We start from the raw sequence: 23781 nt of genomic DNA on the forward strand, positions 1-23781 counted from the left end.
GGAATCGGCCATGCAGCTCGGGATCAACCTCGGCTACTGGGGTGCCGGAATGGACGGGGACAACCTGGCCGTCGCCCAGGAGGCCGACCGCCTCGGGTACGCCGTCTGCTGGGCCGCCGAGGCCTACGGCTCGGACGCCGCCACCGTCCTGAGCTGGGTCGCCGCCAAGACCGAGCGGATCGACGTCGGCTCGGCCATCTTCCAGATCCCGGCCCGTCAGCCGGCGATGACCGCGATGACCGCCGCCACGCTCGACTCGCTGTCCGGGGGCCGCTTCCGCCTCGGTCTCGGTGTCTCCGGCCCCCAGGTCTCCGAGGGCTGGTACGGCGTCACGTTCGACAAGCCCCTCTCCCGCACCCGCGAGTACGTCGAGATCGTCCGCAAGGCGATGACGCGCGAGCGTCTGTCCTACGAGGGCGAGCACTGGACGCTGCCCCTGCCCGGCGGCCCCGGCAAGCCGATCAAGCTGACCGTGCACCCCGAGCGCGAGCACATCCCGCTGTACATCGCCGCCATCGGCCCGAAGAACCTGGAGCAGACCGGCGAGATCGCCGACGGCGCGCTGCTGATCTTCCCGTCCGCCGACCACATCGAGGACACCGCGCTCCGGCACATCCGGGCCGGCCGCGAGAAGGCCGGCAAGACCCTGGAGGGCTTCGACGTCTGCCCGACGCTGCCGCTCGCCGTCGGCGACGACAAGGACGTCGAGAGGCTCGCGGACACCTTCCGCCCGTACACCGCGCTGTACGTCGGCGGCATGGGCAGCCGCAAGCAGAACTTCTACAACCAGCTCGCCCGGCGCATGGGCTACGAGGAGGCCGCCGCCGAGGTCCAGGACAAGTACCTGGCCGGCGACAAGCAGGGCGCCGCGGCCGCGGTCCCGCACGACCTGATCGACCGGACCACGCTGCTGGGCTCGGTGGAGCGGATCGCCGACCGGATGAAGGCCTACGCGGCCGCCGGCGTCACCACCCTCACCCTCGCCCCCGCGGGCTTCACCCTCGACGAGCGCCTCGCCTCGCTGCGCGCGGGCTCGCAGGCGCTGGAGCTCGCCGGACTGGCGTAAGGGGGTTTCAGCGGCCGTGGTGGGGGCTCGGGGGTCTTCCCCGCCACGGCCGTCACGGAGAACAACGCGCCGGAGCGCACCCGGTTACGCCCCACGTCGTCCCCGGTTCCCTCATCCTTTCGGCCGAGTCCCCGGACACATCTGTTGCGGCTTTCACCACCCCGCATTTGACTGATTTGCATGCTTTCGGCCAAGAGTCTGTTCCAGGAGATCCTCGACCACGACGAGTCGTTCGCGCTGTTCTGCTCCATCGCCGCCGGCGGGGAGACACAGGGCGGCTGGGAGAACGCCCGGATCGCCGCACTCGTCCCGCCGGACCAGCGCGATCTCGCCCCCAAGATCGCCCGGCACGGCGCCGACGAGGACAAGCACGGCCGCATCTTCAACGCCCTGATGAGGAAACGCGGCCTCCGGTCCGTCCCGGTGCCGCCGGAGACCGACTACACGATGCTCCTGGAGCGCGGCGGCATCGGCCTGGCCCACGACAGGCTCCGCGCCGACCGTCCGCTGACCGTCCAGGACATCGTCACCTACCTCGCCCACAGCCGGGTCACCGAGCAGCGCGCCTCCGAACAGATGGACCTGCTGCGCAGGCACTTCGCCGATCACCCCGACATCGGCCGCGCGGTCAGGATGATCTCCGACGACGAGGACAACCACCTCGCCTACTGCCACGAGGAGCTGCTGCGCTTCGCGTACGCCGGACACGGCCGCGCCATCCAGCGCACCCTGCGCGCGTGCGCGCTCGCCGAGATCCGGATCTACCGCGACGTCAGCCTCGCCGTCATGGCCCACATGGGCCGCATCCTCGGCTGGCCGAAGCCCAAGTCCGCGGTCCTCGCGGCCGGCATCCAGGCCGTGTACGCCTGGGAGCGGTTCGCGGGCTGGCGCCGGATGGTGTCCCTGGAGATGCCCGAGCGCCGCGACGCCCTCGGCGGATCCCCGACCCCCGCCCCGGAGTTCGCCTGAGTCACAGCCATCCCCGCTGCTTGAACAGCCGGTACAGCAGCACCTCCAGGACGGCCATCAGCGCGATCACCGCCGGGTACGACCACAGCCAGTGCAGCTCCGGCATGTGCTCGAAGTTCATGCCGTAGACCCCGGCGATCATCGTGGGGACGGCCGCCATCGCCGCCCACGCGGAGATCTTCCGCATGTCGTCGTTCTGCCGGACGCTCATCTGCGCCAGATGCGCGCTGAGGATGTCGGTGACCAGCCGGTCCAGGCCCTCCACGGACTCGTTCACGCGCGTGAGGTGGTCGCTGACGTCCCGGAAGAAGGGCCGCGCCTTGTTGTTGACGAAGGGCAGTCCCGCGCCGAGCCCACCGGTGTCCGCCAGCCGGGTCATCGGCGGCATCAGCGGGACCGTGGCCCGCCGGAACTCCAGGAGCTGCCGCTTGAAGCCGTAGATCCGGGACGCGGTGTTGCGCGAGCCGCCGTCCGTCGGCGAGAACACCTCCGCCTCCAGCTCCTCCAGATCGGTGCCGAGTTCGGTCACCACCTCCAGGTAGTGGTCCACGACCGCGTCGGCGATCGCGTACAGCACCGCCGTGGGCCCCTTGGCGAGGATCTCCGGCTCGTTCTCCAGCCGCCGCCGTACGGCACCCAGCGGCGAGCCCTCGCCGTGCCGGACGGTGACCACGAAGGCGTCGCCGAGGAACACCATGATCTCGCCGGAGGAGACGGCGTCGCTCTCGGGCTCGTACACGACCGGCTTGAACACCTGGAACAGCGAGTCGTGGTAGACCTCCAGCTTGGGCCGCTGGTGGGCGTTGAGGGCGTCCTCCACGGCCAGCGGATGCAGCCCGAACTCCTCGGTGACGTGCTCGAACTCCTCCTCGGTCGGCTCGTACAGCCCGATCCACACGAACCCGCCCGACGCGCGCGCCTCGGCGAGCGCGTCCGAGAGGTCCTCGGAGCCCTCCGCGCGGTGCCCGTCGCGGTAGATCCCGCAGTCGACGATCACGGAGCGTATTCTCCCCTCACCCGGCGCCCTGCGCACGCCCGCGTGTGCCTACGCTGGGCCGCATGCCCACCCTGATCCTCGTCCGGCACGGACGTTCGACCGCCAACACCTCCGGAGTGCTCGCCGGCTGGACGCCCGGCGTCGCCCTCGACGAGCGCGGCACCGCGCAGGCCGCCGCCCTGCCCGCCAGGCTGGAGGGTCTGCCGATCACCGAGGTCGTCGCGAGCCCCCTGCAACGCTGCCAGGAGACGATCCGGCCCCTCCTCGAGGCCCGCCCCGGCCTGCCCGTCCACACCGACGAGCGGATCGGGGAGGCCCACTACGGCGACTGGTCCGGCCGCAAACTCGCCGAACTCAAGGACGAACCCCTGATGGAGGTCGTCCAGGCGCACCCGTCGGCGGCCGCCTTCCCCGGCGGCGAGTCCATGCGGGCCATGCAGACCCGCGCCGCCGAGGCGGTGCGCGAGTGGAACGCGCGCGTGGAGCGCGACCACGGCGCCGACGCCGTCTATCTGATGTGTTCGCACGGCGACATCATCAAGTCGCTCGTGGCGGACGCCCTCGGACTTCATCTCGACCTCTTCCAGCGGATCTCCGTCGAACCGTGTTCCATCACCGCGATCCGTTACACCCGCCTGCGGCCCTTTCTCGTACGCCTCGGCGACACCGGCGACTTCGCCTCGCTGGCGCCGCGCGAGGAACCCCCGAGCGGTGACGCGGCGGTCGGGGGCGGCGCGGGCGCACCGTGATCGTCGGCCGCAGTAGGGTGAAGCGGTCCAGACACACGCGTACGCGCATGGACGTTCCCGAACCCACGACTCCCATGGAGACAGGACGTGTCCCGTCAGGTGTTCCTCTACGACCCACCGGACCGCTTCGTGGCCGGTACGGTCGGACTGCCCGGGCGCCGTACCTTCTTCCTCCAGGCCACCGCCGGCTCCCGAGTGACCAGTGTGGCCCTGGAGAAGACCCAGGTCGCCGCGCTCGCCGAGCGCATGGACGAACTGCTGGACGAGGTCGTACGCCGTAGCGGCGGCAGCGCGGCCGTGCCCGCCGTGGCGCCCGCCGAGAACCCCGACACGGCCCCGCTCGAGAGCCCCGTCGAGGAGGAGTTCCGGGTCGGCACCATGGCGCTCGCCTGGGACGGCGAGGAACAGCGCATGATCGTCGAGGCACAGGCCCTCGTGGAGCTCGAGGCCGACTCCGAGGAGGATCTCGCCGAGGCCGAGGAACGGCTCCTCCAGGACGAGGAGAACGGACCCCCGATGCTGCGGGTCCGGCTCACCGGCGCGCAGGCGAGAGCCTTCGCCAAGCGCGCCCTCGACGTCGTCAACGCCGGCCGGCCGCCGTGCCCGCTGTGCAGCCTGCCGCTCGACCCGGAAGGACACGTATGTCCGCGCCAGAACGGATACCGCCGCGGGGCGTGACGACCACCGACCCGGCCTTCGCCGACCTCCTCGCCCGGGGCGAGCTGACCGTACGGGGCCGTATCCGCGACGCCTCCAACGCGGCCCTGTACTGCACCGTCACCCACGACGGCCGCGAGGCCGCCTGCGTCTACAAGCCCGTCGCGGGCGAGAGACCCCTGTGGGACTTCCCCGACGGCAACCTCGCCCGGCGCGAGGTCGCCGCCTACGAGGTCTCCGAGGCGACCGGCTGGGGGCTCGTACCGCCCACCGTGCTGCGCGAGGGGCCGTACGGCGAGGGCATGTGCCAGCTCTGGATCGAGGTGGCCCCCGAGGCCGAGCTGCTCGCCCTCGTCGACGGCGAGGAACCGGAGCCCGGCTGGAAGGCGATCGGGTTCGCCGAGGTCGGCGAGGGGCGGACCGCGCTGCTGGTGCACGCCGACGACGAGCGGCTGCGGCGGCTCGCCGTCCTCGACGCGGTGATCAACAACGCCGACCGCAAGGGCGGCCACCTGCTGCCCACCGCCGACGGCCGGCTCTACGGCATCGATCATGGCGTGACCTTCAACACGGAGAACAAGCTGCGCACCCTCCTGTGGGGCTGGGCGGGGGAGCCCCTGACCGGAGAGGCCGTCGAGGTCCTCAAGGGCCTCAAGGCCGCCCTGGAGCCCTCCGGGACGCTCGCGGGCACGCTGGCCGCCCTGGTCACCCCGGCCGAACTGGACGCCACACGCGCGCGTGTCGACGTCCTCCTGGAGAGCGGCAGGCACCCCGAGCCGAGCGGAGAGTGGCCCGCCATCCCCTGGCCGCCGGTGTGACGAGCCGTATACGGCCGTATGCACACGGGCCGGAAACACGCAAGAACGCCTTCTCGGTCATCCGGCCCGCTCCGGCTCGTATGCACAACATCCGTCCGGGTTACGCTCATGACATGCATGCCTGGCCCGCTTCCGAGGTCCCCGCCCTGCCTGGTCAGGGCCGCGACCTGAGGATCCACGACACCGCGACCGGCGGTTCGGTCACCCTCGACCCCGGTCCCGTCGCCCGTCTCTACGTCTGCGGCATCACCCCGTACGACGCGACCCACATGGGGCACGCGGCGACCTACAACGCGTTCGACCTCGTGCAGCGCGTGTGGCTCGACACCAAGCGGCAGGTTCAGTACGTCCAGAACGTCACCGACGTCGACGACCCGCTCCTGGAGCGCGCCGAGCGCGACGGCGTCGACTGGGTCGCCCTCGCCGAGAAGGAGACCGCCCTCTTCCGCGAGGACATGACCGCCCTGCGGATGCTCCCCCCGCAGCACTACATAGGCGCCGTCGAGGCGATACCCGGCATCGTCCCGCTCGTCGAACGGCTCCGGGACGCGGGCGCCGCCTACGAGCTGGACGGCGACATCTACTTCTCCGTCGAGTCCGACCCCCACTTCGGCACGGTCTCCCGCCTCGACGCCGCCGCCATGCGGGTGCTGTCCGCGGAGCGCGGCGGCGACCCGGACCGCCCGGGCAAGAAGAACCCCCTCGACCCGATGCTGTGGATGGCCGCCCGCGAGGGCGAGCCGAGCTGGGACGGCGGCTCCCTCGGCCGCGGCCGCCCCGGCTGGCACATCGAGTGCGTCGCCATCGCCCTGGACCACCTCGGCATGACCTTCGACATCCAGGGCGGCGGCTCCGACCTCGCCTTCCCGCACCACGAGATGGGCGCCTCGCACGCCCAGGTGCTCACCGGCGAGTTCCCCATGGCCAAGGCCTACGTCCACGCCGGCATGGTCGCCCTCGACGGCGAGAAGATGTCCAAGTCCAAGGGCAACCTGGTCTTCGTCTCCCAGCTCCGCCGCGACGGAGTCGACCCCGCCGCGATCCGGCTCTCCCTGCTCGCCCACCACTACCGGGCCGACTGGGAGTGGACCGACCAGGTCCTCGCCGACGCCGTCGCCCGCCTCGGACGGTGGCGTGCCGCCGTCTCCCGCCCCGACGGACCGCCCGCCGAGGCCCTCGTGGAGGAGATCCGCGAGGCCCTCGCCGACGACCTCGACGCACCGGCCGCGCTGGCCGCCGTCGACCGCTGGGCCGCGCTCCAGCAGGAGCGGGGCGGTACGGACATCAGCGCGCCCGGCGTCGTCTCCCGGGCCGTCGACGCCCTGCTCGGCGTCGCGCTGTAGCACGCCCGCGAGGGGCCCTTCCGTTCGCGGAGGGGCCCCTCCCTCACTTTTCCTCGCCTTCCCCCGCTTCCCTTACTGTCGAAATGCTGTGGACCCCCCACGAGCGGCTGTGGCCGGCGGGGTCCATGTGGTGGGGTGGGGCGGTAGTTGACCGCTGGACCGGCCAACTGCCGGTCCCCTTCGTGGAAGGACGCTCCGTGGCACCCACACACGGTTCCTTCGCACATCCCCTCTCCCGCCGCCGCCTGCTCGCGATCGGCACCGCGAGCTTGGGCGCCGCCTCCCTCGGCACGTCCGCCCACGCCGCCGCCTCCTGGCCGGACGTGATAGCCCTGCCCGACGGCTTCCGCCCCGAGGGCATCGCCATCGGCCACGCCCCCTACGCCTACCTCGGCTCCCTCGGCGACGGCTCGATCTACCGCGCCGACCTGCGCACCGGCGAGGGCGGCATCATCTCCACGGGCCCCGGCACCCCCTCGGTCGGCCTCAAACTCGACGACCGGGGGCGGCTGTTCGTCGCCGGCCGCGACACGGGCGCCCGGGTCGTCGACGCGCGCAGCGGCGAGATCCTCGCCTTCTACCCGCTCGCCACCACCACCCCGACGTTCACCAACGACGTCCATCTCACCCCCCGCGCGGCCTGGTTCACCGACTCCTACCAGCCGGTGCTCTACGCGCTGCCGCTCGGCCGGCGCGGTGAACTCCCGGACGCCGCCGACGTCGTACGCCTCCCGCTGAGCGGGGACTGGACCCAGGTCGCCGACGGATCCGTGAACGCCAACGGCATCACCCGCACCCCCGACGGCTCGGCCCTGCTGGTCGTCCAGAGCGGCGTCGGGGGACTGCACCGCGTCGACCCGCGCACCGGCGTCACCACCCTGGTCGACCTCGGCGACGCGGCCCCCCTCACCAACGGCGACGGACTGCTGCGCACCGGCCGCACGCTGTACGTCGTCCAGAACCGGCAGAACGCGATCGACGTGTTCACCCTGGCCGCCGACGGCCGCAGCGGTGTCTTCCGGCGCCGGATCACGGACGCCGACTTCGACGTGCCGACCACGGTCGCCGCCCTGGGGAACCGGCTCTACCTGCCCAACGCCCGCTTCACGACCACGCCGACGCCCACCACGACGTACTCCGTCGTCGCCGTTCCGGCATGACGAAAGGGGCGGTGCGTTCCGGGAAACGCACCGCCCCGATCAGTCCTCCGACGAATCCTCGTCGCTGGTCGCATCCCCGCTGTCTCCGCCGTCTCCGCCGTCTCCGGCGTCCCCGCTCGGCTTCGGCGGCTTCGGCGGCCGGGTCCGCTCCCCGGGGTCCGGCGGGCCCCCGCCGTCCCGGCGCCGCAGATAGCGCTCGAACTCACGGGCGATCGCCTCGCCCGACGCCTCCGGCAGCTCCGCGGTGTCGCGGGCCTCCTCCAGCGTCTGCACGTACTCCGCGACCTCGCTGTCCTCCGCGGCGAGCTGGTCCACGCCCACCTGCCACGCCCGCGCGTCCTCGGGCAGCTCGCCCAGCGGGATGCGTACGTCTATCAGGTCCTCGAGCCGGTTCAGCAGGGCCAGCGTCGCCTTCGGGTTCGGCGGCTGGGAGACGTAGTGCGGTACGGCCGCCCACAGCGACACCGCCGGCACGCCCGCGTGGGTGCACGCCTCCTGCAGCACCCCGACGATCCCCGTCGGACCCTCGTACTTGGTCTCCTCCAGGTCCATCCGCCGCGCCAGATCGGCGTCGGACGTCGTCCCGCTGATCGGGACCGGACGCGTGTGCGGGGTGTCCCCGAGCAGGGCGCCCAGGATGACCACCAGCTCCACACCGAGCTCGTGCGCGAAGCCGAGCAGTTCGTTGCAGAACGAGCGCCAGCGCATGGACGGTTCGATACCGCGTACGAGCACCAGGTCCCGCGGCTTCTCGCCGCCGACCCGCACCACCGACAACCTTGTCGTGGGCCACGTGATCTTGCGCACGCCGCCGTCCATGAACACCGTGGGGCGGTTCACCTGGAAGTCGTAGTAGTCCTCGGCGTCCAGCGCCGCGAACACCTCGCCCTTCCACTCCCGCTCCAGATGCGCGACCGCGGTGGAGGCTGCGTCGCCGGCATCGTTCCAGCCCTCGAACGCGGCCACCATGACCGGGTCGATCAGCTCGGGAACCCCCTCGAGCTCGATCACCCAGCGCCTCCTTCCGACGTGCCCTCGCCTGACCACCCCACCTTACGGCGTTCCGCGGGGGCGCCCGCAGCCCCCTTGCACGGGGGAGTGAACGGATCACTGCCCCGTTCGCCGCCCTCGAACACCCCGCGCAACGCCCCTGTCGGACGGCGCCTCTCAGAGCGTGGACCTCAGCCACTGCTCCACGCTCGCGATGTGCACCGTCGCCCAGGACCGCGCCGCCTCCGCGTCCCGGTCGCGCAGCGCCGCCAGGATCGCGCGGTGCTCCCGCAGGGTCCCCGCGACCGCGTCCTCCTGGGTCAGCCCCCGCCAGATCCTCGCCCGCGTCGTCGGCCCCGACAGCCCCTCGAGCAGCGAGCACAGCACCGAGTTCCCCGCGCTCTGCACGATGCCCCGGTGGAACTCCAGGTCGCAGGCGACGAGCTCCTCCACCGACGGCGCGTTCCCCAGCTTGTCCAACTGGGCGTCCAGGGCGTCCAGTTGCTGCTCGCTGATCCGCAGGGCGGCCATCGCGGTCGCGGCCGGCTCCAGGATGCGGCGCACCGCCAGGAACTCCAGGACCGTGTCGTCGCGGTGAAAGTCGACGACGAACGACAGGGCCTCCAGCAGCAGTTGCGGATCGAGGCTGGTCACATAGGTGCCGTCGCCCTGGCGCACGTCCAGGATCCGGATCAGCGACAGGGCCCGCACCGCCTCCCGCAGGGAGTTGCGGGACAGGCCCAGTGCGGCGGCCAGTTCGCTCTCCTTGGGGAGCCGGTCGCCGGGGCGCAGCGCACCCGAGACGATCATGCCCTTGATCTTCTCGATCGCCTCGTCGGTGACTGCCATGACCGGCCTCTCTCTCGCTTCTCGACCAGGTCGGACATCTGCCCGGCCAGACATCGGATGTCTCAGGTCATTATGAGCACGGGACCGCGTCGCTGGGGAGTGATCGGACGAGAACCTCCAGGTCGGCGACCGCCGCCCCCTCGTCGAGCGTCAGCAGCGCACGATCCCGCATCAGCACCCGCCCGTCCACCACCGTGTCCCGTACGTCGGCCGAGTGCGCCGCGTACGCCAGCGTCGACCACGGGTCGTGCGCCGGTCGCAGATGCGGCGCGTTCAGATCGAGCACGATCAGATCGGCCCGCTTGCCCGCCTCCAGGGAGCCCAGCCGGTCCCCGAGCCCCAGCGCCCGCGCCCCCTCGGCCGTCGCCATCCGTACGGCCTGCTCGGCGCCGACCGCCGTGGGGTCGCCGCCCGCCTTGTGCACCAGCGCCGCCTGCCGCACCGCCCCCAGCACGTCCAGCGAGTTGGAGCTGACCGCCCCGTCCGTCCCCAGCCCCACGGTCACGCCCGCACCGAGCAGCCGCGGCACCGGCGCGATCCCGCAGCCCAGCTTCAGGTTCGACACCGGACAGTGGGCGACGGCCGTCCCCGTGCGGGCCAGCGCCGCGATCTCCGGCCCGGTCAGGTCCACGGCGTGCGCGAGGAGCACATCGGGGCCGAGCAGCCCGAGCGAGTCCAGCAGTTCCACCGGCCGCTTCCCGTACCGCACCTCGACGGTCGCCACCTCGGTCGCGTTCTCCGCCGCGTGGAGGTGCACCAGCGCCCCGAACTCCCGCGCCAGCGCGAACACCTCGGTGAGCTGACCGGGGGAGAGGGTGTACGCCGAGTGCGCGAAGACCACCGGCCGGTACCCGGCCCGCGCCGCGCCCCGCGCCCGAAGATCCCGCCGCGCCCAGGCCAGGCGCGCCTCGAAGTCCCTGCCGTCCGGCGGCTGCGGTACGTCCATGAAGGTCGGCCCCGTCAGCAGCCGCCAGCCCGCCGCCCGCGCCGCCTCCTCGGCGGCCTCGTGGAACCAGTACATGTCCAGCGCCGAGGTCACCCCGGCCCGTACGCTCTCCGCCACCGCCAGCCGCACCGCGGCCGCCACGTTCTTCGGCTCCAGCAGCTCGGCCTCCCACCGCAGCACCCGCTCCAGGAATCCCTGGAGGGTGACGTCGTCGGCGCGGCCCCGCAGCAGGGTCATCGCCAGGTGGGTGTGGGTGTTGATCAGCCCGGGCAGGACCAGACAGCCCCCGGCGTCGATCTCCTCGGCGGCCTCGTACCGCTCACGAAGGTCCGCCGACGGACCCACGGCGAGGATCTCCCCGTCGCGGACCGCGACCGCCCCGTCCCGTACGACGGTGCCCGCCTCGTCCACCGTGAGCACGTCACCGCCGTGCACCAGCAGATCGATGCTCACGACTGCTCCCCCGCGGCCAGCAGCCGCAGGGCCTCCAACGACACGACCGCGCCCCGCTCCACACCCGCCGCGACGACCGCGCGGTGCGGGTCGTAGCCGCCGGTGGCCTCCTCGTCGACCAGCTCGTCGGCGTTCACCCCGTCCACGACCAGCACACCCCCGGCCACCAGCCCGCGCAGCGAGGCGGTGACCAGCAGCGCCGACAGCTCCATCTCGATCGCCGCGAGCCCGGCGCCGTCGTAGGAGAAGAGGGGGAGCAGCCCCGGCTGGAAGGCCGCCCGGGTCCAGACGACGCCCCGGTGGTGCGGGGCGCCGCTCTCGCGGGCGGCCCGCTGGAGCGCGAACACGGCCTCGGGCGCGGCAACCGCCGGGTACTCCGGGGGCAGCAGCTGGTGGGTGACCCCGTCGTCGCGGACGGCCGCCTCCGCGATGACCAGATCGCCGTCACCGATGCCCGGCCTCATCGCGCCCGCCGTACCGAACCGCAGGAAGACGCGCACGCCCGCGTCCGCCAGCTCCTGGAACAGCAGGATCGCGCCCGGCGCGCCCACCCCGTGCGAGGCGACGACCACCGGCACGCCCTTCCAGCTGCCGCTGAACACCCGGTACTCGCGGTGGTACGACACCTCCTCGGCGCCGTCGAGCAGCGCGGCCACGACGCCGGCTCGTGCCGGGTCGCCGACCACGACCGCGTGCGCGGGCAGACCGGTGCGGGGGATACGGGTGATGGGCAGGAGGTCCTGCGTCATGGACGTGCTCCAGAGGGACGGGGGAGGCGACGGCGGCGGGCCGTCGTCAGGAACAGGGCGCCGAGCGTGACGACGTACGGCGCGGCGTCGGTCGCCTGCTGCGGCAGCCCGAGGCCCTGGAGGCGGAACCCGGCCGCCTCCGCGAGCCCGAACAGCAGCGCCGCGAGCAGCACCCCGAGCGGTGCGGCCCGGCCCAGCATGACGGCCACGACAGCGATCCAACCACGACCGGCCGTCATGTTCTCCGTGAACAAGGTGACGTTGCCGAGGGCGAGTTGGGCACCGGCGAGGCCGCACAGCACCCCGGACAACAGGATCACCGCGTACTGGTACGTCGCGGGACGCACCCCGAGCGTGGCGGCGGCGTCGGGGGCCTCGCCGACCCCGCGCAGCCTCAGTCCCCACACATGCCGGGACAGCAGCAGCGCGGCCACCGCGACCGCCGCCCACGAGAGGTAGGCGAGCGGGCTGAAGCCGCCGATCAGCGGGAGCCCCTGGAGGGACGGGTCGTCGAAGGTGCCCTGCACGCCGAAGACCGTGCGCAGCAGGAAGCTGGTCAGACCGACGGCCAGCAGGTTCATGGCGATGCCGAGGACCACCGCGTCGCCCTTCAGCGTCACCGCGCCCACCGCCAGGATCAGCGAGTACGCCGCCGCCGCGAGGGCCGCCGCGAGCACGCCGAGCCAGGGGCTGCCGGTGAACCAGCTGGTGGCCACCGAGGTGAAGCAGCCCAGCAGCATCATGCCCTCGAGGCCGATGTTGAACACCCCGGCCCGCTCGCACAGGGCGCCGCCCAGCGCGGCCAGCAGGATCGGGGTCAGCGCGCGCAGCGCCGACATCACAAGGTCGGAGTCGAGCAACATCAGACGGCCTCCCGCTTGCGGAACAGACGGCCGGGGAACCGCAGTCGGGCCGCGAGGAACACGATCACGACGGCCTGGAGCACCTGCGTCAGTTCGCGGGGCACCTCGGTGGTCCGCTCCATCGCGAGCCCGCCGACCTGGAGGACGGCGAAGAAGAACGCGGCGATCACCGTGCCGAGCGGGGCCGCGCCGGCCAGCAGCGCCGCCGTCAGACCGGTCCAGGTGTAGCCGGGCGCGGTCAGCGAGCCGTCCACGAAGCGGTACGGGAAGCTCAGCACCCCGATGGCGCCCACCAGTCCGGCGAGACCTCCGGAGACGGACATCAGCCTCAGGGTCAGCCCCCGGCGTTCGACGCCCGCGTACGCGGCGAAACGGGAGTTGAGGCCCGTCATCCGGATCTCGTAGCCGAGGGCGGTGCGCCGGTCGGTGAACCAGTACGCGGCGGCGGCCACCAGGACGAGCACCAGCCCGAGGGTGACCGTCGACGCGCCGAACGCGGGCAGCGCCACCCCGTCCGGCAGGGCGCGGGTCTGCGGCAGGCTGGAGCCCGGCTCCTTGAGCGGGTACCGGGCCAGATAGGAGGCCAGCGACACCGCCGGGTAGCTGAGCAGCAGACTGCTGACCAGCAGCGGCACACCGAGGTGGTTCTCGCACAGCGCGGCCAGGACCGCGTACCCGGCGCCCGCCGCCGTGCCCGCGAGCAGGGCCAGGACCACGGTGAGGGGCGCGGGCAGCGGGGAGTTGAGCCCGGTCACGGCGGCGGTGATCCCGCCGAGGACCATCTGGCCGTCGCCGCCGAGGTTGATCAGCCCGGCCCGCAGCGGGACCGCCAGCGCGAGCGCCAGACCGAGCACGCTGGTGCCGGTGGTCAGGGTGGAACCGATGCCGTCGGCGCCGAGCGCGCCGGTCACGACGGCCCCGTACGCCGTGAACGGGTCCGCGCCGGTGCCGACGAGGAACAGCGCGCCGATGACCAGGCCCGCGAGCACGGAGAAGGTGAGCGGGGAGCGCAATGCCCCCACGAGGGATGTACGTGTCATGTCAGTCCGTGGTCTCCGCCGCCGGGGCCGGGGCGGCGGCACCCGCCATCGCCAGGCCCAGGGTCCGCTCGTCCGCCTCCTGCTGGGAGTACGACGCCACGACGCGGCCCTCGTACATCACCAGGACCCGGTCGGCGAGCCCCCGGATCTCGCTCAGCTCGGCCGAGACGAGCAGGACGGCGTGACCGGCGTCGCGGTAGGCGATCAGCTCGTCGTGGATGTTCTGGACGGCGCCGATGTCCACGCCGCGCGTCGGCTGCTCGACGAGCAGCAGCGGGGCGTCATGGGCGAGTTCCCGTCCGATCAGCAGCTTCTGCAGGTTGCCCCCGGACAGCGCGGAGGCGGGCACCTCGGTGGTCGCCGCCTTGATCCCGAACCGCTCGACCAGCCGCCGGGCGTGGGCGCGGACGGCGGCGGGCGCCAGCAGACCACGTGCGGACAGGGACGTACGGTGATGACCCATCGCCAGGTTCTCCGCGACCGTCGCCGCCGGCGCCGTACCGACCGCGTGGCGGTCCTCGGGGACGTACGCGAGGCCCTTCGCCCGGCGTTGGGCGGCCGAGGCGTGGGTGATGTCCTCGCCCCGGAGGGTGACCCGGCCCGCGCTGACCGGCCGCAGTCCGGCCAGCGCCCCGATCAGCTCGCTCTGCCCGTTGCCGGCCACGCCCGCCACACCGACGATCTCCCCGGCGCGGACACCGAGGTCCACTCCGTGGACGGAGTCCGTGGTGAGACCGGTGACGTCCAGCACCGCTTCCCCCGGAGTCCCCGGCGCGTGGATCCGGTCCAGCTCGACCGACCGGCCGGTCATCGCGGCGGCGATCTCGTCGGCCGTCGTGTCCGCGGTGACCAGCCGGGCGACGACCCGGCCGTCCCGCAGGACCGTCACCCGGTCGGAACCCTCCAGCACCTCACGCAGCTTGTGGGTGACGAGGACGACCGTACGGCCCTGCGCCGTCAGCGACGTGAGCACGGCGAACAGGGCGTCGGCCTCGGCCGGGGTGAGCACGGCCGTCGGCTCGTCGAGGATCAGGGTGCGCGCGCCCCGGTGCAGCAGCTTCAGGATCTCCACCCGCTGCCGCAGTCCGACCGGCAGCTCGCCCACCCGGGCGTCCGGGTTCACGGCCAGCCCGTGCTCCTCGGCCAGCTCCCGCACCCGGCGGCGGGCGGCGGCCCGGTCCACCAGGCCGAAGCGGCGCGGCTCGGCGGCGTACACGACGTTCTCGGCGACCGTCAGCGAGTCGAACAGCTTGAAGCTCTGGTGGACCATGCCGAGTCCGGCGGCCATCGCGGCCGACGGGCTGGCGAAGCTCACGTCCCGCCCCTCGACACGGATCGTCCCGGCATCCGGGCGCTCCATGCCGTACAGGACCGACATAAGCGTGGACTTGCCGGCGCCGTTCTCCCCCATCAGGGCGTGGATCTCGCCCCGGCGGACGCTCAGGTCGACGGCGTCGTTGGCGAGCGTGCCGGGGAACCGCTTGGTGATTCCCCGGAGCTCGACCGCGAGTGCGGACTCAGGAGGCGGCGGGGTCATCGACCTTCAGCTCTCCGGACACGATCTGGTCGCGCAGCGCCTCGACCTTCGTCAGGACGTCCTTGTGGCCGGCGATCACGCACTGCGAGGAGTCGACGCCGTCCTCCAGACCGGTCAGGCTGATGCCGCCCTCCTTCAGGCCGTACGAGACGGTCGTGCCCGTCCTGCCGCCCAGCACCGCCTCGATGCCCTTCTCCACGGCGACGTCCGTGCGCTTGATCACGTTGTCGACGACCGTGCCGGGCGCCGACGGGCACTGGTTGACGTCCACGCCGTACGCGAACGCGCCCTTGGCCTTCGCGGCCTCGAACACGCCGTAGTTGCCGGCCGCGGCGGCCGCCATGATCTGGTCGTAGCCCTGGGAGAGCAGGGTGTTCGCCTGCTCCTTGGCGCGGGCCGAGTCGTCGAACGGCGACTGGCCGCCGACGAAACGGGTCGACGTCGCGGTCTTCGCGGCGACCTTCTTGGCGCCGGCCGCGAACGGGTCGCTGTAGCGGCGGAACTGGGGCGTGTCGAGCACGTCCACCGCGCCGACCTTGCCGGACTCGCTCAGCAGACCGGCCTCGGCGCCCGCGAGGTAGACGCCCTCGTGCTCACGGAACACCGCGCAGCTCACGTTCTTGTACGTCTTCGTCGTGCAGGCGTCGACGATCAGGAACTGCTGCGTGGGGTTCTTCTCCGCCTGCTGGGCCACGATGTCGGCGAACTCGAAGCCGACGAGCACGATGACGTCCGGCTTGGCGTCCACCGCGGCCTGCACGTTCTGCTGCTGGGAGGCGGTGTCGGTGGACTCGTAGACCTTCTGCGTCCCGTCGTGGGCCTTCGCCGCGTCCTTGACGCCGGTGACGGCGAGTTTCAGGAACTCGTTCTGCCCGACGGCGTCCGGGGTGACGAGGGTGAAGGACGGGCCGCTGCCGCCGCTCGCGCTGTCGGAGGCGTCGTTCTTCGCGGCGGCGTTGCACGCCGTGGCGGCGCCGACGAGGAGCGCGGAGGCGGCGACCGCGTGCAGGGTACGGCGGGTTCTGCGGGACATCGGGGGACCTTCCGGAGGTACGGCGAACCACGCTCGGCGGTGAGCGGGTGAAGGGAGAGCCTGAGAGAGGTGACGGGGCGCTGAGGAGACAGGTCAGCGTCGACAGCCGTCGCCGGCACACCGGCCGAAGTCGAGGAAACGGCGCTGGGTCAGCATCACGGGTCTCCTCCTTCGTCTCGGTCTGCGGACTGGGTGCTGGACTGTAACACCCGTTTCCAGACAGGTGCGCGACTGTCTCGAACTATGGTTCTCCCAGGTCATGTACGGTGGCGGACACCACCGGATCATCAGGAGTGCCCCGATATGTCCCAGGAACTGCGTGCTGTCGCCTGGACCGGAAACAGCCTCACCCTCATCGACCAGACGCTGCTGCCGCACCGCAACGAGACCGTGGATGTCCGCGATGTGGACACCCTGGTGGACGCGATCCAGCGGCTGGTCGTACGCGGAGCGCCGGCCATCGGCGCGGCCGGTGCCTACGGTGTCGCGCTCGCGATCCTCCAGGGGCGACGCGAGGGCTGGACCGAGGCCGAGGTGCGCGCGGCCGTCGCCCGGGTGCGCGAGGCGCGGCCCACCGCCGTGAACCTCATGGTCTGCGTGGACCGGGTCATGACCCGCTTCGGCGACGGACTCGACGCCGTGCTCGCGGAGGCCGCGGCCGTCCAGCGCGAGGACGTCGAGGCCAACCGCGCGATGGGCGCGTTCGGCGCGGACTGGCTGCTGAAGCGGGTCGGCGAGGACCGGCCGCTGCGGATCCTCACCCACTGCAACACCGGCGCCCTCGCGACCGCCGGCTGGGGCACCGCCCTCGGCGTCATCCGCGAACTCCACGCCCGAGGCCGCGTCGAGGTCGTCTACGCCGACGAGACCCGCCCCCTCCTGCAGGGCTCCCGCCTCACCGCCTGGGAACTGGTCCAGGAGGGCATCCCGCACTACGTCCAGGCCGACGGGGCCGCCGCCGGCACCATCCTGCGCGGTGAGGTCGACGCGGCGATCGTCGGCGCCGACCGCATCGCCGCCAACGGCGACACCGCCAACAAGGTCGGCACCGTGGGCGTGGCCCTCGCCTGCGCCGACGCGGGCATCCCGTTCCTGGTGGCGGCACCGACCACCACGGTGGACCTCGCCACCCCGGACGGCGACGCCATCCACATCGAACTCCGCGGCGAGGACGAGGTGCTGGAGTGGGCCGGTATACGGACGGCTCCGGCCGGGTCGCGCGGCCACAACCCCGCCTTCGACGTCACCCCCGGGCGGTTGGTGACCGGGCTGGTCACCGAGCGCGGGGTGTTGGAGGTGTCGGCGGGCGAACTCCCGGGCGACAGGCTGAAGTAGACGCGCGAGCAGACGAAGGCAGACACAGAAGGAAGGGATCCCCGGACCGGGGATCCCTTCTTCGTGTCAGCGGCGGGTGAGCTCCAACTCCAGCAGCCACTCGACGACTTCGGTGTGATGGCGGGCCTGGCGCGGGTTCTCCCCCCACACGTACAGCCCGTGCCCGGCGACGACCACGGCCGGCATCCGGGGCTCGCGGGCCGCCTCCAGCCGGTCCCCGAGCACCTTCATGTCCTGGCTGTTGGCGATGACCGGCAGCGTCACCTCGACGTCGTGGGCGGGCTGGCCGACGCCCTTGAGCATCTCCAGGTCCCGGAGGACGATCCCCCCGGGATGCCGGTGGCCCAGCGCCACGGACGCCACCGTGTGCACGTGCACCACGGCACCGGCCCCCGTCAGCGCCGCGACGCGCGCGTGCAGCTCGGCCTCGGCGGACGGCCTGCCGCCCCGCACCGCCGCGCCCGCGCCGTCCACCAGCACCACGTCCGCGGGCGTCAGTTCACCCTTGTCGTGGCCGCTCGCGGTGACGGCGAGCCGCAGCGGGTCGCGCGAGAGCACCACGGACAGGTTCCCGGAAGTGCCCCGCATCCAGCCGAAGGAGGCGAACCGGGCGGACTCGGCGGCGAGGACCGCGCCGGCCTCTTCCAGGTCGAGGGGTGAGATGTCTGCGGTCACGTGGTGCTCCTGGAAACGGTGATCTCGTCGAACGCCCCCGCCTGCGCGTGGTCGCCGACGCCCTGCTCGTAGTACGGCTCCCCGGGCCGCCGGATCCCGACGGTGCGCCAGCCGGCCGCGCGGGCCGCGTCCAGCTCGCCCGGCCGGTCGGAGAGGAAGAGGAGACGGTCCGGGGCGGTCCCGGTGGCCTGCGCGATCCGGCGGTACGACGCCGGGTCCTGCTTGGGTCCCGCGTTCTCGGTGTCGTACAGACCCGACACGAGCGGCGTGAGGTCGCCCTCCGGGCTGTTCGTGAACCACGCCCGCTGCGCCGACACCGAGCCGGACGAGTAGACGTACAGCCGCAGCCCCGTCGAGTGCCAGGCGCGCAGGGCCGGTACGACGTCGCCGTAGAAGTGCGAGACGAGGTCGCCCCGTGCGAACCCCTCCGACCAGACGATGCCCTGAAGGGTCTTCAGCGGGGTCGCCTTGCGGTCCTCGTCCAGCCAGGAGTTCAGCGTCTTCTCGATCGCGGCCGCGTCGGCGTCCGGTTCGCCCGCGAGCTCCCGCACCTGGGCGATCGCCCGCGCCACCGCGGGCTCGGCGGCCCGCTCGGTGAGCAGCTCGGCGAACCGGGCGCGCGAGTACGGGTACAGCACGTCGACGACGAAGCCCGTGGCGCTCGTGGTGCCCTCGATGTCGAGCACCACGGCGTCCACGGTGTGACGCACGCTCACGCGGCGCCCTTGTCGGCCTCGTACCCGGCGGCGATCGTGTCGTAGTCCGGGAAGCGGGCGGAGATGGGGGAGCCGGTGAAGTTGCCGATCCAGCCGTCCTCCTCGTGGAAGAAGCGGATCGCGGTGAACGACGGCCTCGTGCCCATGTCGAACCAGTGGGTGGTGCCGCGCGGCACCCCCAGCAGATCGCCCTTCTCGCAGTAGACCGCGTGCACCTCGCCGTTCACGTGCAGATAGAAGATGCCGGAGCCGGAGACGAAGAAGCGGACCTCGTCGTCGTCGTCGTGCGTGTGCTCCTGGAGGAACTTCTCGCGGGCCGCCTTCGCCTTCGCCGGGTACTCGGGGTCGTCGCTCGGGTGCAGGCCGAGGACGTCGACGGTGGTGAAGCCCTCCTCGGCGTTCAGCTTCTCGATCTCCGGGCCGTACGCGGCGAACACCGTCTCGCTGTCGGCGTCGAACGGGACGTCCTCACGGATCGGCCACTGCTCGTAGCGCACCCCCAGCGGCTTGAGGGCCTCGGCGATCTCGGCGGGGTCGGCGGTGCGGCGGACCGGGGTCTCCGGGCCGGACTCGGCCCAGGTCGTCAGCAGCGTCATGGGAGCAACTCCAGAGTTCTGGATGGGATGTCCGGATACCGAGACGGGATCGGACGCATCTTTCGGGGAAGCGAGAGGGGAGGGCGACGGCGGTGGAGAGTCACTCAGCCGCGACACGGTGCGCCCGGACAGCGCCGCATGCGGGGCATGCGCAGCGCGTTCGCGCAGGGTGTCGTCATCGGGGCCTCACTTGCCGGGACGGGTGCCGGTCCGCCGATGGTAACGCCCGACCGTGCACGGACCGCCTGTGATGTAATCGTTGTCTCATATGGCGAGATTCGGTGTCCATCTCTTTGACGGGTGGCTGAAAACGTTCTCATGATCTCCGTATGAAGACGCTGCTGCTCGTGCGGCGGCTGTACGTGGACCTGCTCCGGTCGACCACGGCCAGCTGTCGCTGACCTCTCCCGGAGCCTTGACGCGCCCGCGTTCCGTCGGGTGTTCCCCACCGCCCTCGCGGTGGCCCGTTCCCGTCCCCTGCTCCGGGTTCCGCACCCGCATCGCCCTCCCCCTTCTGCGCCGTCCGCCCTGGAGCACCCCCATGTCCCGTACCCGTCTGCCCCTCGCCGCGCTCTCGCTGGCCTCCGTCTCCGCCCTCGTCCTGTCCGGCTGCTCCCAGTCCTCGGACGCCTCCGAGAACACCGGAGACACCGCGGCCTCCGCCTCCGCCGCCACCGGCGAGAAGCCCGCCCCCTTCAGCAAGGGCGCGGTCAAGGTGGCCCTGGTCCGGCAGAGCGGCGCCGGCGACTACTTCGAGCAGTGGGGCAACGGCGCCAAGGCCCAGGCCAAGGCCCTCGGGATCGACCTCACCGTGTACGACGCCCAGGCCGACAACGCCAAACAGGCCACCGACCTGTCCTCGGCGATCAACTCCGGCGCCCAGGCGATCATCATCGACCACGGCTTCCCGGCGACCATCCAGCCCGAGATCGACAAGGCCGTGAAGAAGGGCATCAAGGTCGTCGTCTACGACGTCGAGACCTCCACCCAGGGTGTCGTCTCCACCAAGCAGGACGACGCGAGCATGGCCAAGGCCGTCCTCGACGTGATGGCCAAGGAGGTCGGCAAGGACGCCAAGGTCGGCTACGTCAACGTCGCCGGCTACGCCGCCCTCGACAAGCGGGACACCGTCTGGAAGTCCACCGTGACCTCCGAGGGCTGGAAGCAGCAGTTCAAGGTCGGCAAGGTCACCGACTCCACGGCCACTGACAACGTTCCCCTGGTCTCCGCCGCGCTCACCCAGCACTCCGACGTGACCGGTGTGTTCGCCCCCTACGACGAGCTCGCCAAGGGCACCGTCCTCGCCGTGCAGAACAAGAAGCTCCAGGACAAGGTGAAGGTCTTCGGCGCGGACGTCTCCAACGCCGACATCCAGCAGATGACCGCCACCGACAGCCCCTGGGTCGCGACCGCCGGCACCGACCCGTCCGCCGTCGGCGCGGCCGTCGTCCGCACCACCGCGCTCGAGCTCGCCGGACAGCTGAACAAGACCTCGGTCGAGTTCCCCGCCGTCGCCATCACCCAGGACTTCCTGCGCGAGAAGAAGATCGCCAACATGGACCAACTCCGGGAGGCGCTGCCCGCGCTGAACCTGTCGCAGGTCTCGACCGCCGACTGGATCTCGAATGTCGCCCACTGAGACGCCGGCGGTCGCGCTCACCGACGTCAGCATGGCGTTCGGAGGCAAGACCGTCCTCGCCTCCGTCTCGCTGGACATCGCCCCGGGCAGCGTGGTCGCGCTGCTCGGCGCGAACGGCGCGGGCAAGTCCACGCTGATCAAGATCCTGTCGGGCGTGCACACCGACCACGGCGGACAGGTGCGGGTCGCGGGGGAGCCCGTGGCACTCCAGTCCCCGCTCGCCGCCCGCCGGCTGGGCATCCAGACCGTCCACCAGCGGATCGGCGAGGGCGTCGTGCCCGGACTCACCGTCGCCGAGAACCTGGTCTTCGAGGAACTCGCCCAGAAACGCGGCAACCCCTTCCTCGGCGGCCGCGCCACCCTCGCCCGCGCCCGCGAGATCCAGGCCGGCCTCGGCCTGGACTGGAGCGACGCCGTGCTGAAGCAGGACGTCACCGAACTGGGCGTCTCCGACCGGCAGTTGCTGATCCTCGCCCGGGCCCTGGCCACCCGGCCCCGGCTGCTCGTCCTCGACGAGCCGACCTCCGCGCTCTCCGCCGCCGAGGCGGAGCGCCTGTTCGCGCTCGTCCGCAGGATGCGCGAGGACGGCATCGCCGTGCTCTACGTCTCCCACCGCCTCGGCGAGATCGACGCGCTCGCCGACCGGCTGGTCGTCCTGCGCGACGGGCTCCTCACCGAGGACCAGGCCCGGCCGTTCGACTGGGAGGCCGCCCTGCGCGCGATGCTCGCCCAGCCGCAGGAGGCGACCACGGCCCGGCCCGTCCGGGAGGGCACCGACGCAGACGTGGTGCTGTCCCTGCGGGGCGTCCGCCTCCTCGACGGCCGCTCGCCGCTCGACCTCGATCTGCGCACCGGCGAAGTCACCGGTGTCGTCGGCCTGTTGGGCGCAGGCAAGACCGAACTGGCCCGCGGCCTCTTCGGCGCCGAGCCCTTCACCACCGGCACCGTCGAACTGGACGGCACGGCCTACGCCCCCCGCCGCCCCGCCGACGCCATCCGCGCCGGAGTCCACCTGGTCCCCGAGGACCGGCACGCCGACGCCCTCGTCCCCGGCTGGTCGGTCGCGCGGAACGTCTCCCTGCCGTTCCTGAAGTCGCTCTCCCGCGCGGGCCTGGTCCAGCGGTCCCAGGAGGACTCCCTCGGCCGCGCCACCATCGACGCGCTCGGCGTCGTCGCCCGCGACGAACACAGCACCGTCGAGGAGCTGTCCGGCGGCAACCAGCAGAAGGTGGTCGTCGGCCGCTGGCTCGCCGAGACCCCGCGCGTCCTCATCCTGGACGAACCGTTCCGGGGAGTGGACATCGGTGCCCGTCGTGACATCGGCGGCCGGGCCCGGGCGCTCGCCGCCGGGGGCGCCGCCGTGCTCGTGCTCTCCGCCGACGTCGACGAGGTCCTCGAGATCGCCGACCGGGTCGTCGTCCTCGCGGCCGGGGAGATCCATCTCGACGCCCACGGCGAGGACGCGGAGCGCGACCGCGTCATCCAGACCATCTCGGCGTCCGTCTGACGCCGGCCCGCCCCACGAAGTCCCGGGAAGCACCCCATGACCACCACCCAGAGCACCGAGGCCCCGGTGAAGGCGGCGACCCCGCCCGCGCCCGGCACCGCCGTGCGCGTCCAGAACGCCGTCATCAAGTACGGCTTCATCTTCGTCACGGTCGCGCTCTTCCTGTACTTCGCGCTGACCGAGGGCTCCTTCCGTGAGTCGGCGACCCTCCTCGACACCCTGCGGTACGTCTCCGTCGCCGCGATCCTCGGCCTCGGCGTCACCCTCACGATGGCCGTCGGCGGAATGGACATGTCCGTCGGCGCCGTCGCGGGCCTCGGTGTCTCCGTCGCCGCCCAGACCATGGTCGTCTTCAACCAGGTCGGCACGGTCGCGATCCTCGCGGTCCTGGTCGCGGGCGCCCTCGCCGGACTGCTCAACGCGCTGCTGATCGTCGTCCTGAAGATCCCCGACATGCTCGCCACCCTCGGCACCATGTTCGTCATCCAGGGCAGCAAGCTGATCCTCGTCGACGGCCAGTCGATCACCCCCGGCATGACCCTGGACGACGGTTCCACCGCCCCCGGGAAGTTCACCGACGGCTTCCTGAAGATCGACCGCGGCACGGTCCTCGGCGTCCCGATCTCCGTGCTGATCTTCGGCGCGCTCACCGTCGCCGCCTGGGTCTTCCTCGCCCGCACCCGCTGGGGCCGGATCCTGTACGCCATCGGCGCCAACCCCGAGGCCTCCCGGCTGGCCGGCATCCGCGTCGGCGCCTACCGCGCCCTCGCCTACGTCGTCTCCGGCGTCCTCGCCTCCGTCGGCGGACTCATCCTCGCCTCCCGCATCGGCCAGGGCGATGTGTCGGCGGGCACCTCCCAGCTCCTCGAAGCGGTGGCGGTCGCGCTGGTGGGCACCTCCGTCCTCGGCCGGGGCCGCCCGAACGTGTGGGGCACCGCCCTCGGGGCCGTCCTGATCGGCATCATCACCACCGGCCTCACCATCAAGGGCCTGCCGTACTACACCCAGGACGTCGTCGAGGGCGCGGTCCTCATCCTCGCCCTGGTCTTCAGCTTCACCCTGTCCAAGCGCCGCACCGCATAAGGGAGTCACCG

At 72.2% G+C, this 23781-nt stretch carries 23 protein-coding genes; 11 read left to right on the plus strand and 12 right to left on the minus strand.

The features are described 5' to 3' along the window. Positions 1–10: 10 nt before the first annotated feature. Positions 11–1066, plus strand: a complete 1056-nt coding sequence (locus tag OG852_RS38015) for an LLM class F420-dependent oxidoreductase (protein WP_133913514.1) — start codon at positions 11–13, stop codon at positions 1064–1066. A gap of 180 nt (positions 1067–1246) precedes the next feature. Continuing rightward, on the plus strand, positions 1247–2035 hold the full coding sequence (locus OG852_RS38020; protein ID WP_133913513.1) for a ferritin-like domain-containing protein: 789 nt from the start codon (positions 1247–1249) through the stop codon (positions 2033–2035). Between the two features lies 1 nt (position 2036). Here the strand turns inward: OG852_RS38020 and corA are convergent, their stop codons facing one another. Continuing rightward, positions 2037–3032 carry a magnesium/cobalt transporter CorA gene (corA, locus tag OG852_RS38025; RefSeq protein WP_166663571.1) on the minus strand — a complete coding sequence of 332 codons (996 nt, stop codon included), beginning with the start codon at positions 3030–3032 and terminating at the stop codon, positions 2037–2039. A gap of 62 nt (positions 3033–3094) precedes the next feature. Between corA and OG852_RS38030 the strand changes: the two genes are divergently transcribed. The 5 genes from OG852_RS38030 to OG852_RS38050 all read left to right on the plus strand — a co-directional run bounded on the left by OG852_RS38030 (position 3095) and on the right by OG852_RS38050 (position 7759). Beyond that, entirely contained in the window at positions 3095–3781 is a 687-nt protein-coding gene (locus OG852_RS38030) for a histidine phosphatase family protein (RefSeq protein ID WP_133913512.1), read from the plus strand. Between the two features lie 87 nt (positions 3782–3868). Continuing rightward, on the plus strand, positions 3869–4459 hold the full coding sequence (locus OG852_RS38035) for a DUF3090 domain-containing protein (protein ID WP_133913511.1): 591 nt from the start codon (positions 3869–3871) through the stop codon (positions 4457–4459). Continuing rightward, positions 4423–5256 carry an SCO1664 family protein gene (locus OG852_RS38040; protein WP_133913510.1) on the plus strand — a complete coding sequence of 278 codons (834 nt, stop codon included), beginning with the start codon at positions 4423–4425 and terminating at the stop codon, positions 5254–5256. Before OG852_RS38035 ends, OG852_RS38040 begins: the two co-directional genes overlap by 37 nt. A gap of 113 nt (positions 5257–5369) precedes the next feature. After that, the gene (mshC, locus tag OG852_RS38045; protein ID WP_133913509.1) at positions 5370–6599 is read left to right on the plus strand and encodes a cysteine--1-D-myo-inosityl 2-amino-2-deoxy-alpha-D-glucopyranoside ligase; all 1230 of its coding nucleotides are present in this window, start codon (positions 5370–5372) and stop codon (positions 6597–6599) included. A 197-nt stretch (positions 6600–6796) separates the two neighbouring features. Next, positions 6797–7759: an SMP-30/gluconolactonase/LRE family protein gene (locus OG852_RS38050; RefSeq protein WP_330350277.1), complete on the plus strand. Its 963-nt coding sequence runs from the start codon at positions 6797–6799 to the stop codon at positions 7757–7759. A 39-nt stretch (positions 7760–7798) separates the two neighbouring features. Here OG852_RS38050 and OG852_RS38055 read toward each other — a convergent pair whose 3' ends face one another. From OG852_RS38055 to OG852_RS38090, 8 genes are all read right to left on the minus strand, one after another. Further along, complete coding sequence (locus tag OG852_RS38055; RefSeq protein ID WP_330350278.1) at positions 7799–8770, minus strand: PAC2 family protein; 972 nt, start codon at positions 8768–8770, stop codon at positions 7799–7801. Between the two features lie 156 nt (positions 8771–8926). Continuing rightward, positions 8927–9598, minus strand: coding sequence for a FadR/GntR family transcriptional regulator (locus OG852_RS38060; RefSeq protein WP_133913506.1), 672 nt, complete (start codon positions 9596–9598; stop codon positions 8927–8929). A gap of 70 nt (positions 9599–9668) precedes the next feature. After that, positions 9669–10997 (minus strand): amidohydrolase, encoded by a 1329-nt coding sequence (locus OG852_RS38065; protein ID WP_330350279.1) that lies wholly within the window; start codon positions 10995–10997, stop codon positions 9669–9671. Continuing rightward, positions 10994–11746 carry a nucleoside phosphorylase gene (locus OG852_RS38070; protein WP_330350280.1) on the minus strand — a complete coding sequence of 251 codons (753 nt, stop codon included), beginning with the start codon at positions 11744–11746 and terminating at the stop codon, positions 10994–10996. Before OG852_RS38070 ends, OG852_RS38065 begins: the two co-directional genes overlap by 4 nt. Next, positions 11743–12609, minus strand: coding sequence for an ABC transporter permease (locus OG852_RS38075; RefSeq protein WP_330350281.1), 867 nt, complete (start codon positions 12607–12609; stop codon positions 11743–11745). Before OG852_RS38075 ends, OG852_RS38070 begins: the two co-directional genes overlap by 4 nt. Beyond that, positions 12609–13649: an ABC transporter permease gene (locus tag OG852_RS38080; RefSeq protein WP_133913502.1), complete on the minus strand. Its 1041-nt coding sequence runs from the start codon at positions 13647–13649 to the stop codon at positions 12609–12611. Before OG852_RS38080 ends, OG852_RS38075 begins: the two co-directional genes overlap by 1 nt. Before the next feature lies 1 nt (position 13650). Then, the gene (locus OG852_RS38085; RefSeq protein WP_330350282.1) at positions 13651–15186 is read right to left on the minus strand and encodes an ABC transporter ATP-binding protein; all 1536 of its coding nucleotides are present in this window, start codon (positions 15184–15186) and stop codon (positions 13651–13653) included. Continuing rightward, positions 15167–16219 (minus strand): BMP family ABC transporter substrate-binding protein, encoded by a 1053-nt coding sequence (locus tag OG852_RS38090; protein WP_330350283.1) that lies wholly within the window; start codon positions 16217–16219, stop codon positions 15167–15169. Before OG852_RS38090 ends, OG852_RS38085 begins: the two co-directional genes overlap by 20 nt. A 303-nt stretch (positions 16220–16522) precedes the next feature. Between OG852_RS38090 and mtnA the strand changes: the two genes are divergently transcribed. Beyond that, positions 16523–17554 carry an S-methyl-5-thioribose-1-phosphate isomerase gene (mtnA, locus tag OG852_RS38095; RefSeq protein WP_133913499.1) on the plus strand — a complete coding sequence of 344 codons (1032 nt, stop codon included), beginning with the start codon at positions 16523–16525 and terminating at the stop codon, positions 17552–17554. Positions 17555–17620: 66 nt separating this feature from the next. Here the strand turns inward: mtnA and mtnB are convergent, their stop codons facing one another. The 3 genes from mtnB to OG852_RS38110 are packed head-to-tail and all read right to left on the minus strand — an operon-like array spanning position 17621 to position 19541. Beyond that, positions 17621–18229 carry a methylthioribulose 1-phosphate dehydratase gene (gene mtnB / locus OG852_RS38100; RefSeq protein ID WP_133913498.1) on the minus strand — a complete coding sequence of 203 codons (609 nt, stop codon included), beginning with the start codon at positions 18227–18229 and terminating at the stop codon, positions 17621–17623. Then, positions 18226–18945 (minus strand): acireductone synthase, encoded by a 720-nt coding sequence (mtnC, locus tag OG852_RS38105; RefSeq protein WP_330350284.1) that lies wholly within the window; start codon positions 18943–18945, stop codon positions 18226–18228. The genes mtnB and mtnC overlap by 4 nt, the downstream gene beginning before the upstream one ends. Beyond that, on the minus strand, positions 18942–19541 hold the full coding sequence (locus tag OG852_RS38110; RefSeq protein ID WP_133913496.1) for a 1,2-dihydroxy-3-keto-5-methylthiopentene dioxygenase: 600 nt from the start codon (positions 19539–19541) through the stop codon (positions 18942–18944). The genes mtnC and OG852_RS38110 overlap by 4 nt, the downstream gene beginning before the upstream one ends. 541 nt (positions 19542–20082) lie before the next feature. Between OG852_RS38110 and OG852_RS38115 the strand changes: the two genes are divergently transcribed. Genes OG852_RS38115 through OG852_RS38125 form a run of 3 tightly spaced genes read left to right on the plus strand, consistent with a single transcriptional unit; the run spans position 20083 to position 23770 of the window. Beyond that, positions 20083–21180 (plus strand): substrate-binding domain-containing protein, encoded by a 1098-nt coding sequence (locus tag OG852_RS38115; RefSeq protein ID WP_133913495.1) that lies wholly within the window; start codon positions 20083–20085, stop codon positions 21178–21180. Next, the gene (locus tag OG852_RS38120) at positions 21167–22687 is read left to right on the plus strand and encodes a sugar ABC transporter ATP-binding protein (protein WP_133913494.1); all 1521 of its coding nucleotides are present in this window, start codon (positions 21167–21169) and stop codon (positions 22685–22687) included. The genes OG852_RS38115 and OG852_RS38120 overlap by 14 nt, the downstream gene beginning before the upstream one ends. Positions 22688–22723: 36 nt before the next feature. Further along, positions 22724–23770 (plus strand): ABC transporter permease, encoded by a 1047-nt coding sequence (locus OG852_RS38125; RefSeq protein ID WP_133913493.1) that lies wholly within the window; start codon positions 22724–22726, stop codon positions 23768–23770. Positions 23771–23781 lie beyond the last annotated feature (11 nt).

This window comes from Streptomyces sp. NBC_00582 (assembly GCF_036345155.1).
Classification (GTDB): Bacteria; Actinomycetota; Actinomycetes; order Streptomycetales; family Streptomycetaceae; genus Streptomyces.